The sequence below is a fragment of the Psychrosphaera sp. genome, from assembly GCF_982872775.1.
This window is the reverse complement of record NZ_CEYNSH010000016.1, coordinates 1-12,595: the sequence shown is the minus strand read 5'-3', so window position 1 is coordinate 12,595 and position 12,595 is coordinate 1. Positions and strand designations below refer to the sequence as shown.

Annotated in this window: 10 protein-coding genes and 1 tRNA gene; 3 read left to right on the top strand and 8 right to left on the bottom strand. The window is 41.8% G+C overall.

Features of this window, described 5'->3' with window-relative positions:
• Positions 1-11: 11 nt before the first annotated feature.
• Positions 12-365 (top strand): DUF1428 domain-containing protein, encoded by a 354-nt coding sequence (locus AC4E96_RS06535; RefSeq protein ID WP_490255263.1) that lies wholly within the window; start codon positions 12-14, stop codon positions 363-365.
• 47 nt (positions 366-412) lie between these two features.
• Here the strand turns inward: AC4E96_RS06535 and AC4E96_RS06530 are convergent, their stop codons facing one another.
• The gene (locus tag AC4E96_RS06530) at positions 413-2,356 is read right to left on the bottom strand and encodes a methyl-accepting chemotaxis protein (protein WP_490255262.1); all 1,944 of its coding nucleotides are present in this window, start codon (positions 2,354-2,356) and stop codon (positions 413-415) included.
• A 118-nt stretch (positions 2,357-2,474) separates the two neighbouring features.
• Here AC4E96_RS06530 and AC4E96_RS06525 point away from each other — a divergent pair, with 118 nt between their 5' ends.
• Positions 2,475-3,629: a MalY/PatB family protein gene (locus AC4E96_RS06525; RefSeq protein ID WP_490255261.1), complete on the top strand. Its 1,155-nt coding sequence runs from the start codon at positions 2,475-2,477 to the stop codon at positions 3,627-3,629.
• On the opposite strand, the gene lnt is transcribed toward AC4E96_RS06525, so the two are convergent.
• From lnt to miaB, 5 genes are all read right to left on the bottom strand, one after another.
• Positions 3,553-5,193, bottom strand: a complete 1,641-nt coding sequence (gene lnt, locus AC4E96_RS06520) for an apolipoprotein N-acyltransferase (protein WP_490255260.1) — start codon at positions 5,191-5,193, stop codon at positions 3,553-3,555. The two genes, AC4E96_RS06525 and lnt, sit on opposite strands and share 77 nt — an antisense overlap.
• Positions 5,194-6,063 (bottom strand): CorC family transporter, encoded by an 870-nt coding sequence (locus AC4E96_RS06515; protein ID WP_490255259.1) that lies wholly within the window; start codon positions 6,061-6,063, stop codon positions 5,194-5,196.
• Between the two features lie 134 nt (positions 6,064-6,197).
• A complete protein-coding gene (ybeY, locus tag AC4E96_RS06510) occupies positions 6,198-6,677 on the bottom strand; it encodes an rRNA maturation RNase YbeY (protein WP_490255258.1) in 480 nt (159 codons plus the stop codon).
• A 1-nt stretch (position 6,678) separates the two neighbouring features.
• The gene (locus AC4E96_RS06505) at positions 6,679-7,773 is read right to left on the bottom strand and encodes a PhoH family protein (protein WP_490255294.1); all 1,095 of its coding nucleotides are present in this window, start codon (positions 7,771-7,773) and stop codon (positions 6,679-6,681) included.
• 65 nt (positions 7,774-7,838) lie between these two features.
• Positions 7,839-9,269 carry a tRNA (N6-isopentenyl adenosine(37)-C2)-methylthiotransferase MiaB gene (gene miaB / locus AC4E96_RS06500; RefSeq protein ID WP_488032696.1) on the bottom strand — a complete coding sequence of 477 codons (1,431 nt, stop codon included), beginning with the start codon at positions 9,267-9,269 and terminating at the stop codon, positions 7,839-7,841.
• A gap of 166 nt (positions 9,270-9,435) precedes the next feature.
• Here miaB and AC4E96_RS06495 point away from each other — a divergent pair, with 166 nt between their 5' ends.
• Positions 9,436-10,737: an FAD-dependent monooxygenase gene (locus AC4E96_RS06495; protein ID WP_490255257.1), complete on the top strand. Its 1,302-nt coding sequence runs from the start codon at positions 9,436-9,438 to the stop codon at positions 10,735-10,737.
• Positions 10,738-10,846: 109 nt separating this feature from the next.
• Here AC4E96_RS06495 and AC4E96_RS06490 read toward each other — a convergent pair whose 3' ends face one another.
• Both AC4E96_RS06490 and AC4E96_RS06485 read right to left on the bottom strand, forming a co-directional pair.
• The gene (locus tag AC4E96_RS06490; RefSeq protein WP_490255256.1) at positions 10,847-12,250 is read right to left on the bottom strand and encodes an OmpP1/FadL family transporter; all 1,404 of its coding nucleotides are present in this window, start codon (positions 12,248-12,250) and stop codon (positions 10,847-10,849) included.
• Positions 12,251-12,424: 174 nt separating this feature from the next.
• Positions 12,425-12,499: transfer RNA gene (locus AC4E96_RS06485), tRNA-Gln, on the bottom strand.
• Positions 12,500-12,595 lie beyond the last annotated feature (96 nt).

The window sequence follows — 12,595 nt, the reverse complement described above, 5'->3', positions numbered from 1 at the left end:
GGAATAACAACATGGGATATATCGACGGTTATATATTGGCGGTTGCCAATGATAAAAAACAAGACTACATAGACTTTGCAAAAAAGCTAGCAGCTGCATTTAGGAAACATGGAGCTATACAAGTCGTCGAGTGTTGGGGAGACGATGTCCCTGATGGCAAGCTAACTTCTTTTCCACTTGCGGTAAAAGCCGACGAGGGTGAGTCAGTCGTTTTTTCTTGGGTAGTGTGGCCAGACAAGGAAACTCGTACTAAAGCGTGGCCTGACATCGAGAATGACAAAGAGTTCGAGCACTTATTCGGCGATATGCCATTTGATGGCAAACGTCTTATTTATGGCGGTTTTGATATGGTTGTTAACCAATAATTAATTTAATAGTCAAATCAATAGCCAAGCCTGAGCGCAAAAGCACGTTAGTCGTTGAACGTGCTTTTGATTCTGTGAGATTGTTCTGTCACTGACTCCTGAACACCCGCAGCTTGCTGACTCGCATCATCAACTTGACGACTGACGTCATCCATCATATTGGCAAAGTCACCAAAATGAGTTTGTTGCTCGTTAGCGCATTGTAGTGTTTGTGCCGAAACCTGTGCAGACATCAAGGCTTTTTCCTCTACCGCATTAGTGGTTTCAATTAGTGTATTAACGATACTGGTTTGTTGTTGACCGGAAACCGCAATTTGTTCAATGTTTGATTGCAGTAAGTTGCTGTAGCTAGTCAGTTGCTCAAGTATTTGGCTTGTATCTTCCAATGATTCCTGGGTTTTCATCGCAAGCTTTCTGACTTCATCTGCAACAACTGCGAACCCACGACCATGTTCGCCTGCACGAGCAGATTCGATAGCGGCATTTAACGCCAGTAAATTGGTTTGATCGGCAATTGAGCGGATAACATCCATTACCTGTTGAACTTCAGTTACGCTACCTTGCAATTGCATAACCGTGTCATTTGAGGTTTCTATTTGTTCAATGGTTTTGCTGTTTGCTGCTAGAACTTCTTCTGCACCTTTTCGACCAGAAATCATCGCTTTTTCGGTGTCTTTGGCGTAACTTTCTACTTCCTCTGCTAAGTCATTTAGTTGAGTATTGATATCCGATAATTGGGATAAAACGCTTTTGGCTTGATGCACATTTTGTTGGGTTTCGTGAGTGCTATGAGAAATGCGCTCAACCTTTTCACCGAGCTCCGATAGAGCGTTTGAAACCACAGTCATCTGTTCTGACTTTTGTCGGTTTTCATGTGCCTGATTGTCTAACATATGATTAAAAGATGTCGCTATTTCACCAAATTCAGTATTAGACTGGTTGTCTATTTTAGTCAGTTCCCCGCTGTTAACTAAGCGCTGAAACGCGTCTCTTAATTCGCGAAGTGGATACAATATTTGACGTACCATAACGGCATAGTTAAGCAGTCCGACAAAGGCAACTAAGCTGAGTGCCGCTAGCGTAAGATAAATGGATGTTTGATAGGTAAGTTCTCGGTTTTTTAATACTTGGCTCGCGGCGGCTTCTGTTAGTTGCTCTAACGCAGCCATTTCACTATTTATTTCATTAAAGGTTTGCACTCTTTTTGAGATGGTTTCAAGCGTGTTGTCTAACTCACGCGGATAGCGGTTCGAGATGGAACGTAATTCATTGATGATATCTTCACCAAGATCGGTTTTATCTTCTTTGTCTCCAAAAAATGACGCTAAATCATCTTCTTCGTCGGTCGCATCAAATACACCTAATAGTCTCAGTTGACCAATGCTTTTAACAACTTGTTGAATTTGGCTTAAATTAGAGGTGAGCGCAGATTTGAGGGCGGGGTCGCTGGTCTCAACAAACTTTGCTCTTGTTTCACCAAGTTGATTGACTAGAGACATGACTTCAGATCCATGCTCAATGAATTTTTTTGCGGTGTTAGGGTTATTGTCATAACCACTAATACCATAGTCGATTAGACTGTCAGAATAGCCAAACATTTCACGCTCAGCATTGATGAGCAATGCCTGATCATTACCGCTTAGTTTACCCAAGGCACGGTATTTGTTAGTCATTTTTTCTTTAAACTCGGTGAGTTTTGCTTGTAATGCTTGCACCGCTTTATTTTGATCGCCTAACGCGTTAAGTTGCTTTTGAAGCGCGTCAACGACTGACTCAGCCTCACTTAAACTAACAGCGTTACCCGTGTTTAAATAATTTTGTATGTGACGATGTAAATCTATCGTCATTATTCGATAAAATTGTTGGAATTGAATAGAGTTATTATCAGAGGTTTCGAGCTTGGTTTTAGCGACAAAAAAGAGGCCTGCCATGACGATAACTGAAATGATAATCGTGACAGATGATATGCGGATTAAGTTAGATATTCTCATAAGTACTCCATTTAAGAGTCGCGAAGTTTAGATTGTCTGTGTGACAACTTTGTTACATTTAGATGACAAGTGTGTGGCATGGGGCTTTAGAAATTAAATATTGTTAAAAGGAAGGATAATGACAGAGAACTGGTTTGCTGAAGAGACAAGTCGACGCGAAACCCAATGTTTAAAATGGAATCGATACAAAAACCAAGACATATTGCCTTTGTGGGTGGCGGACTCTGAATTTAAAACACCAACGGCTGTTCAATCGGCATTAGCCCAAAGGGTCGAACATGGCATTTTTGGCTATCACAACCCTTATCACGATGAAGAGGCAACAAAGGCAATAACTCAGTGGCTCAGTCGTCGATACGAATGGCATATTGATCCACGTTGGCTAGTTTGGACTCCCGGTGTCGTACCTGCGTTTAATGTAGTTTTACGCGCGTTTTGTCAGCCAGGCGATGCCATTATTACCCAATCTCCGAATTATCCACCAATATTGAACGCTGCCAAACATCATGACTTACAAGCATTAACCGTTGGAACAATTATGACTGACGGACGTTGGCAATTAGATTTTGATGTCTTGGAACAACAAGCGGCTAAGCCAAATGCAAAAGTATTTTTACTTTGTAATCCTATGAATCCATGTGGCAGCGTTTATACCGCGGATGAGTTAGCTAGGATTGAACAGATTTGCTTGGAGCATAATGTGATTCTTTGTTCAGATGAAATCCATGCAGATCTTATTTTAGACCAGACCGAAAGACACATTCCGGCTGGTACGTTAAGTAAGATAGGCGACCAGGCTATTACTTTGATGGCAGCGAGTAAGACCTTTAATATTGCCGGGTTTGGTGTTTCTTTTGCCATTATAGAAGACCCGACCATACGCGCTAAGTTTAAACGTGGAGCCGATGGGTTGTGTCCTTCCGCTAATAATTTAGGGGTTATTGCTACCAAAACCGCATTCACAGAGTGTGAAGATTGGTATCAAGCACAACTCAGTTATTTAAGAGACAACCAAGCTTATCTTGAAACAGAGATTAACCGATTACCAGGTTTGGAATATATACCACAAGCTGCCACTTATTTAGCTTGGGTGAATGCAGAAGGGCTCGGGGTTGACGATGTTCAGAGCGTATTTGAAGAGGCTGGTGTTGGTCCGTCACCTGGAAAAGACTTTGGCTGGCCAAACTACGTTCGAATTAATTTTGCTTGTCCGAGATCAATGCTCGTTTGCGCCATTGAGCGCCTGCAGCAAAAATTGCTAACAACAAAGTAAAGAGCCAGGCTGTTGTGTTGCCATATTGTCTATAGAAGGTTGAACTTGGAGCAATAGTTACTGTTTGGCTTAATACCGCTTGTTCAAATTGAGGCAACATTGCTTGAATACGACCATCGGCATCAATAACAGCGGTAACGCCGTTATTGGTTACTCTAATAACGGGTTTGGCAAACTCTAAGGCTCGCATTTGGGCAATTTGTAAATGTTGCCAAGGCCCATGAGACGCGCCAAACCATGCATCGTTACTCAGTGTTAATATTACGTCGCTCGAGTCATACAAATTGGCTCTTACTTGATTGGCAAAGGCAATTTCAAAACAGATGGCAGGCGTTAAATTGACGCCATTGGCGATTAAATTATCTTGCTGAAAGTAACCTCGGCTAAAGGACGACATTGGTAAATCAAACAGTGGCGCGACTTTTCTCAACACTGACTCAAAAGGTACAAACTCACCAATTGGTAATAAGTGATGTTTATTAAATCGATTGTTGTGACCGTATTGATAATGACCTACCGTGTCATCATTATGCTTTTTGCCGAGCACAATGATGTTATTGTAAGCATTGGTTGTATCAACCTGATAGTCAACGATACCAGTTATCAAAGATGTATTTGTTGCTGCACTTAGTTCGTCTAGCTCTTTTAAGTACTCTAGGGAAAGTACCTCAAGCCTAGGTATGGCCGCTTCTGGCCAAATGATCAACTCGTGGTCTTTAAACAAAGACTTAGATAAATTTAGATAAGCCTGCATGGTGGGCCATTCGTTCTCTGGCTGCCATTTAATACTTTGCGCTATGTTGCCTTGCACCATGGCGACTTTTACTTTTCTAGGCTCGTTGACGGTGTCTGGAGCCTGGTGTTCAGCGTGTGAAAAAGACACTAGGCTAACAACCAAACCCAAAGGCAATGCTACGGGCAAAGACAATGGAACCAAACCGTTTGAACTTTGCTTTTGGAACTTGGTGCCAGTTTGGGTAATTCTAATTAAAAATGCAGCAAAACCTGCGGATATAAATACCAACACACCTTGTAAGCCTATCTCACCAACGATAGGTGCTAGGCTACGTAAAGGGCCTTCAATTTGGGTGTAGCCAATGGACAACCATGGAAAGCCAGTAAGAAAAACGGAACGACAATATTCAACTCCAAGCCACAAAAAAGGTACAAAGAGCCAGTTGTAGTTTATGGATTGGGTAGTGGAGGAAAGCTTTTTATAAAGCCAGCCAAACAGTGCAGGAAAAGCGGATAAGTAGGCTACCAGCAAAAACATCACAAACAGTGACGCGGCAAGAGGCAATCCACCAAAGTCAGCGATGGCGACATGGACCCAGCTTATTCCAACTCCAAACCAACCCAACCCAAACAAAAAGCCTCGATTTCTAGCTTGTTTGGCTGTTTCAGCCGTATTTAGGGTGATAAAAAATAACGTAAAGGAGAGGAAAGGAATCCACCATTGTGTAAAAGGTGAATAGGCTAGGGTATTAATTGCACCTAGAAGCGGTAAACTCATTACCACTAGCCATTGGACCAACTTAGCGTCCTTGCGAGAGTTGTTTGCCATTTATATTACGTGAGCTTTCTTTTTAGGTACGGTGACCATTAATTGCTGAATGCGTCGAGTGTCGGCAGATTGAATCTTAAACTTAAGTTCTTCAATGTGCACTTCTTCGCCTTTTTCAGGCATGTGACCAAATTTGTGAAGCACAATGCCACCGATAGTGTCGGCTTCTTCTTCGTCAAAGTCGGTTCCAAAAAACTCATTAAAGTCATCAAGCTCAGTGAGAGCTTGGACCATGTAGCTATGTTTAGAAACTTGGCGAATACTATCCGTTTGAGATTCTTCAGAGTCGAATTCATCTTCAATCTCACCAACGATCAACTCTAAGATGTCTTCAATCGTCACTAGACCAGAAACACCACCGTATTCGTCAACAACAATCGCCATATGATAGCGGTTAAGTCGGAATTCACGTAAAAGAGTGTCGACACGCTTACTTTCTGGCACCACAACGATTGGGCGCAGTAATGATTTTAGGTCTATCTCTTGTTCACGGTCCATCAAGATTTTTAGTAAATCTTTAGCTAACAAAATCCCTTCAACGTGGTCCTTATCTTCAGTGACAACAGGGAAACGTGAGTGACCAGACTCGATCATGATTGGAATAAACTTATCTGGACTGTCCGATAAGTCTAACGTGATCATTTGAGAACGAGGGATCATGATGTCACGAATTCGAAGGTCGGCGATTTCCATTACGCCATCAATCATATTTTTAGTGTTCAAATCGATTAAATCGTTTTGAGCCGCTGCATCTATGATGTTCGAAACATCTTCTTTGCTCTTCGGTTCATCAGTAAAAAGCTGACCGAGTTTTTCAATCCAGCCCTTATTTGAAGAACCGTTGCTACTATGTGGGTTGTCTTCGCTCATTCTGGTAAGAATGTTCCTATGTTATTAAAAAATCTTATAAAATGGTTGGTAATCACTTATTAGGCTCAAACATTTCACACTTCCATTTTGGTGGAAAAATGAACGCCTTGTCAATCTAATTATTTGTTACGAAATTAGTCAATTAGATATGGATTAGCAAAACCTAGTTCTTTGAGCAGGTCAATTTCGAGCTGCTCCATTTCTTCTGCTTCTGCATCATCAATATGGTCATAACCTAATAAATGCAAGCAGCCATGGATAATCATGTGGCACCAATGTGCCTGACTGGTTTTATTTTGTTCAGTGGCTTCTTGGTTAACAACAGGGACGCAGATAACCAAATCACCTAACAGCGGCATTTCAATATGCTCTGGCGCTTCAAACGGAAAGCTAAGGACATTTGTTGGTTTGTCTTTGCCGCGATACTCATAATTGAGTTGCTGACTCTCTTCTACGTCCGTTAATCGAATTGTGATCTCTGCTTCTTGCTGAAATTGAGGTAAAACAAATTCTAACCATTGCTGGCATAGCTTTTCATCTGGTACAAATTGTGAGTGGTCAGCCGCTTGTTGCGTATCACTGAACGCATCTTGATACTCTACATAGACCGCCATATTATTTTGCTGCCTTTACTTCGTTCAATGCCGCTTCTCGCAGTGCTTTTTCCTGCTCGGCTTTCTCTTTCGCTTCTTTGTCACGGGCAGCCTTGGCACGGCGCTCTTCTTCATCGTGTTGCTCGTATGCCATGACCACTTTAGCAACGACAGGGTGGCGTACGACATCGTCCGCTTTAAAGAAGTTGAAACTAATGTCTTCCACTTCACCTAGGATTTCGATGGACTGGCGAAGGCCTGATTTTGCGCCACGCGGTAAGTCTACTTGAGTAATATCACCCGTGATAACCGCTTTTGAATTAAAGCCAATTCGGGTTAAAAACATTTTCATTTGTTCGACCGTCGTATTCTGACTTTCGTCCAGGATAATAAACGCATCGTTTAGGGTTCTACCACGCATATATGCAAGCGGTGCGACTTCAATAACGTTTCTTTCGATTAATCGCTCAACTTTTTCAAAGCCCATCATTTCGAATAATGCGTCATACAGTGGGCGTAGGTAGGGATCGATTTTTTGGCTGAGATCACCGGGTAAAAAACCAAGTTTTTCACCGGCTTCAACCGCCGGACGAGTCAGAAGAATACGTCGCACTTCTTGGCGCTCTAGTGCGTCTACCGCACAAGCAACGGCCAAATACGTTTTACCAGTACCGGCTGGGCCAATACCAAACGTTATATCGTGATTTAATACATTTTTGACGTAATCAGTTTGGTTTTTGTTGCGTGGCTTAATATTGCCTTTTCGGGTGCGAACGACAACTTCGTCATCATAAGCTTCGTTGCTTTGATCCAGAACGGCTGCTTCTTGAACTGCCAAGTGAACTTGGTCTGGCGTTAATTCAGCTGCTTTAACTTTGTTTTTTGCTTTTGGGCTTGGCTGGGTTTCTATGTACAAGTTTTTGAGTACATCACTAACCGCAGCGGTATTTTGAGGATTACCTACTACCTTAAATTTATTGCCTTGATAAGTAATTTCCACTCCCATGCGACGCTCAATGTATTTCAAATTGTCGTCATATGGGCCAATTAACGAAGCCAATCTATCTTTGTTAGCAGGCTCCAAAAAGAGTTCCGTTGTGTTTAATTTTTTAGGCAATGTAGTGTAACCCTCATAATTTGAGGACAAGGGCTTAAGCTTGTCCTATTTGTTTATTGAGCTTGTTATGGCTTGAATGTCGCCACACCTAAGTCATCTTCTTGAACTTGGCGTTTCGCTAAAATATCCGCCGGAGCAACGTCTTGACGCAGTCCCATTTCATTCTCACCACGAATGAACTCACCGCGTAATGAGTTTGTGTAGACGTCAACAATTTTAACGTCCGCAAAACCACCAATCAGTGAATGTGGTCCTTCAAAGTTAACCACACGGTTGTTTTCAGTACGGCCTCTTAGCTCCATTGGATTCTTAACGGATGGACCTTCTACCAAAATACGTTGTTCTGTATTCAGCATTTGACGAGAAATCTGCATTGCTTGGTGTGTGATCAAGTTTTGCAGCTCGTATAGGCGTTCTTTCTTTTCTTGTTCAGAAACGTCATCTGGCAGATCCGCTGCTGGCGTACCAGGACGCGCACTGTAAATAAAGCTAAAGCTGTGGTCATAACCGATGTCTTCAATCAGCTTCATCGTTTTGGCGTGATCATCGGCGGTTTCTCCAGGGAAACCAATGATAAAGTCACTGCTCATACTGATGTTTGGACGTACTTTGCGTAACTTACGGATTTGTGATTTGTATTCAATTGCAGTGTGACCACGTTTCATTAGGTTTAGAATACGGTCTGAACCTGATTGAACCGGTAAGTGCAAGTGATCAACTAATTCAGGTACGTCTTCGTACGCAGCAATAATATCGTCAGTAAACTCTACCGGGTGAGATGTTGTGTAACGAATGCGGTCAATACCATCTATCGCGGCAACAAGGCGTAATAATTCACTAAAATGACAAACATCACCATCGTGTGTTTCACCGCGGAAAGCATTTACGTTTTGGCCTAATAAGTTGACTTCACGTACGCCTTGCTCTGCAAGTTGTGCAACTTCATATAATACATCGTCAACTGGACGTGATACTTCTTCACCACGCGTGTACGGAACAACACAGAACGTACAGTACTTACTACATCCTTCCATGATGGAAACAAACGCACTAGGTCCGTCTGTTGTTGGCTGTGGTAAACGGTCAAACTTTTCGATTTCAGGGAAAGAAATGTCGATGACAGACTCACCTTCACCTTTTTTGATTTGATCAATCATTTCAGGCAGACGGTGTAATGTTTGAGGACCAAATACCATATCAACAAATGGTGCACGTTCACGGATATGTTGACCTTCTTGTGAAGCTACACAGCCACCGACACCAATCACAAGATCAGGGTTTTTGTCTTTTAGATTTTTCCAACGGCCCAACTGATGGAATACTTTTTCTTGGGCTTTTTCACGAATAGAGCAGGTATTTAGAAGAATTACATCTGCGTCCTCAGCTTGTTCGGTAAACTCATAACCGTGACTATCGTCGAGAAGATCCGCCATTTTTTGCGAGTCATACTCGTTCATCTGACAGCCCCAGGTTTTAATATGTAGTTTCTTAGTCATTCTGCTCTCGTACTCAAAAATGAAAACGTTGTTTTATAAAAGGTCGCGTATTTTACAGGTAAATTGGGTCAACTGGAAGAGAAGAAATTATGAACTTATAAACTATTCCATTCCTTTTAGTTTTGGCATAATGAATGGGAAAATTAGTATTTCAAAGGGCATAGTTTTGCAACCACATAACGAATTCATCGGCAACACTTCATCCTCGTCAGACACTGTATTGTTTAATGGTATGTCAATAAACTCTGTAAAAAATACAGAATTTGATTTTGTTATTGTCGGTGGCGGAATGGTAGGGGCGAGCTTGGCGGTTTCGCTGGCAAAAAGTCATGGCCCTGATTGCTCGATTCTATTGTTAGAAAGAACTGCCCCAGAAACGAATTGTCTTGAGCAAATTCCGCTGCGTGTCTCAGCGGTGAATCGTTACAGTGAACAATGGCTGAATGATATCGGCTGTTGGGACAATATAGACGCTAGCAGTGCTTGTGTCTTCAAGCGTTTGGCAACGTGGGAAAAAGGTAGTGCTCGGCTAGAGTTTTCTGCAGCAGAAATTGGCGAAACTCACCTTGGTCACCTAATTCGAAACGAAGCGCTTCAACTCGCCAGTTTTAAAAGCTTATATTCCCAGTACTCTAATCAGGTATCTGTACTTTATGATACAGACTTAACCTCATTTTCTAATATCTCTGAAACCGAAGTTGATGTGACTTTGACGTCTTTAGGCTCTGATCCTGACGAAACCAAAGAACGCGTAGCGAATGTAAAAACTAAATTGCTCATTGGTGCCGATGGTGCCAATAGTCGAGTAAGGCAATTGGCTAAAATAGGGTGTTCAGGTTGGGATTATGAACAACATTGTTTTTGTGTGACGATAAAAACAGATTTTGAAACTCAGGACATCACCTGGCAAGAGTTTCAGCCTAGCGGCCCTAAAGCATTTTTACCGTTAAATAATGGTTTTGCCAGTCTGATTTGGTACGACAGTCGAAATGAAATACCAAAGCTAAAATCTATGTCTAAAGAAGTTCTCAAAGACAAAATAAAAAGCGTCTTTCCTAGTTTACCAGGTGACTTTGATGTGATGTTAACAGCGTCATTTCCTCTCACACGTCGACAGGCCAACAACTACGTCGACTCAAGACTGGTGTTAGTGGGTGACGCCGCACACACTATCAATCCATTGGCAGGGCAAGGCGTTAATCTTGGTTTCAAAGACAATGCAGTATTGACAGAGTTGTTAAATGATATCGACTTAAATGACGAGTTGGCTCTTACAAAAGCACTTAATAGTTACCAGAAAAAGCGAAAAGCGGATAGCTTATTAATGTCTGGTGTTATGGATAGCTTCTATCATTTATTTAGCAATGAAAAGCCACCGCTGCAAATGTTAAGAAAAGGACTGTTAGGCGTCGCAAGTCAACTGCCTTTAGCAAAAAAAGCGGTGATGAAAAAAGCCCTCGGCCTGTAAATATTCTGGAGAGGACGTAAAACGTGTTTAAGTGGCTTTTACGTCCTCTCAGTAGTACTAACTAATAAATAAAAAGCCAGAGTTCGAATGCTAATTTGTAGCACGTCTGTTAAAAGTTAGCGCTGATATAAAGCACGGCCATGGTTTTTTCTGCATCGGATACATCAAAATTATCGCTTGGCGGGTAAAGTGGTAGGCCAACGATATTCTCAACCTCTCTTAAGTCGGATAATCTTATTTGGCCTTTTCCCGTTTTATAGTAAGTGCCGATGGTTATTGGAAAACCAAATACGTCGGTATGCATTGACAAACTCAGGCCAACTAAGTCAATAACTTCGGTACGTTGGAAAGGTTGACTCAAATCTATTTTACTGTTTGCCTTGTCTGTAAATAACCCAAGAGTCAATCTATTAGATTTGGATAGCTGATACGACAACCCAAGTGAATAATTTAGAACTTCTTCTAGATCTCTTGTAATAGGAGCTTGTTTTGAGCTGATCTCAAATGGGTCTACATCGACTTGACTAAAATAATCAACATCAAAGCTTAGTGACAGATTATCAAAGTGAGTCGACACACCCGTCGAGATGTTCATCGCGTACTCTTGTTTCTTTTCTCCCATGATTTCGCCGACACTTGCGGCTAATGCACCTGGAGGAAGGGGGCTTAAAGTGGAAACCATTATTTGATGGCTCGCTTCAAAATTTCTATTTAACGCGACATCTTGCGCTATTTTTATGCCCCAATTGAAGCCGTTAGACTTGTATAATAAGCCAAGCTGCGGTGAAGCGATGATGTTGACATCTGTTAAGCGTCGAGTGGCACTAAAGCCTTGATTAATGCTACCTAACTCTGAGTCTAGGCTAGCGACGATTCCACTGCCTTGAACCGTTTCGAACTGTTTGTATTTGAATATGAGTGAGGCACCAAATGACCAGTTGGGGTTGATGGCAACCGCTCCACCAATCCCTAGCTCGTACGATGCATTGTCTAAATCAATATTGGCAAATTCGGTATTGGTGCCGATCGGGATTTGTTCATTTAACAAAATTTCTGTCGTTGAAGCAGAATAGTTTCTTTCTATGGTTAAATCCGATACTGCAAAGGCAAGACTCCAGTGCCATCGGTCTGTGTTTTTACCTGTTCCTAAGAAGCTGGGTACAATTGAAAATGATGAGCGCTCAAAGTCACTTTGATCTGAAAAAACATTCTTGATGTCCATACTTTCCCAAGCGAAAGTACTTAAAGAGGCGGAGTTTTGTAATTTAGTCTGGGCAAGACCCGCGGGGTTATAAAAGACCGCAGACATATCGTCTGAAATACTTGTAAACGCACCACCTAGACCAATAGCTTTCGTCCCAAGTAACACATTTTTGTAGTGGTACTCATCGCCTTGGACATTCTGACTAAAACTAAGTGCCAAAACACCAACCATAGCTAATTTTGTCAGCGATTTTGGTGATGTAATTTTAAACGAATTTTTAGATGCAAAAATGTGACAATTATTTGCCATTGAGACCAAACCCTTTGTACTAAACAAGTTCCGTTTCCCGAATAAAAGCTGGGAACACCTTTTTGCTTAAATATAGATACAAATGTTTGTTAGATAAATAAAATAATAAAATTTTAATAGAAAAGGATTTTTCGGTAGAAAGAAAAAAGCCTCGCAAGAGCGAGGCTTTTGAGGTGGCTGGAGTACCAGGATTTGAACCTGGGAATGGCGAGATCAAAACCCGCTGCCTTACCGCTTGGCGATATCCCAACGAAACTTGCATGACTTAATTAAAAGACCATGACTTTAAATGGTGCGGAAGGAGAGACTTGAACTCTCACACCCGAAGATACTGGAACCTAAATC

What these genes read in the sequence shown, in the direction of transcription:
- AC4E96_RS06535 (WP_490255263.1), top strand. Translation starts at nt 12, where the DNA reads ATGGGATATATCGACGGTTATATATTGGCGGTTGCCAATGATAAAAAA.
- AC4E96_RS06530 (WP_490255262.1), bottom strand. Translation starts at nt 2,356, where the DNA reads ATGAGAATATCTAACTTAATCCGCATATCATCTGTCACGATTATCATT.
- AC4E96_RS06525 (WP_490255261.1), top strand. Translation starts at nt 2,475, where the DNA reads ATGACAGAGAACTGGTTTGCTGAAGAGACAAGTCGACGCGAAACCCAA.
- lnt (WP_490255260.1), bottom strand. Translation starts at nt 5,193, where the DNA reads ATGGCAAACAACTCTCGCAAGGACGCTAAGTTGGTCCAATGGCTAGTG.
- AC4E96_RS06515 (WP_490255259.1), bottom strand. Translation starts at nt 6,063, where the DNA reads ATGAGCGAAGACAACCCACATAGTAGCAACGGTTCTTCAAATAAGGGC.
- ybeY (WP_490255258.1), bottom strand. Translation starts at nt 6,677, where the DNA reads ATGGCGGTCTATGTAGAGTATCAAGATGCGTTCAGTGATACGCAACAA.
- miaB (WP_488032696.1), bottom strand. Translation starts at nt 9,269, where the DNA reads ATGACTAAGAAACTACATATTAAAACCTGGGGCTGTCAGATGAACGAG.
- AC4E96_RS06490 (WP_490255256.1), bottom strand. Translation starts at nt 12,250, where the DNA reads ATGGCAAATAATTGTCACATTTTTGCATCTAAAAATTCGTTTAAAATT.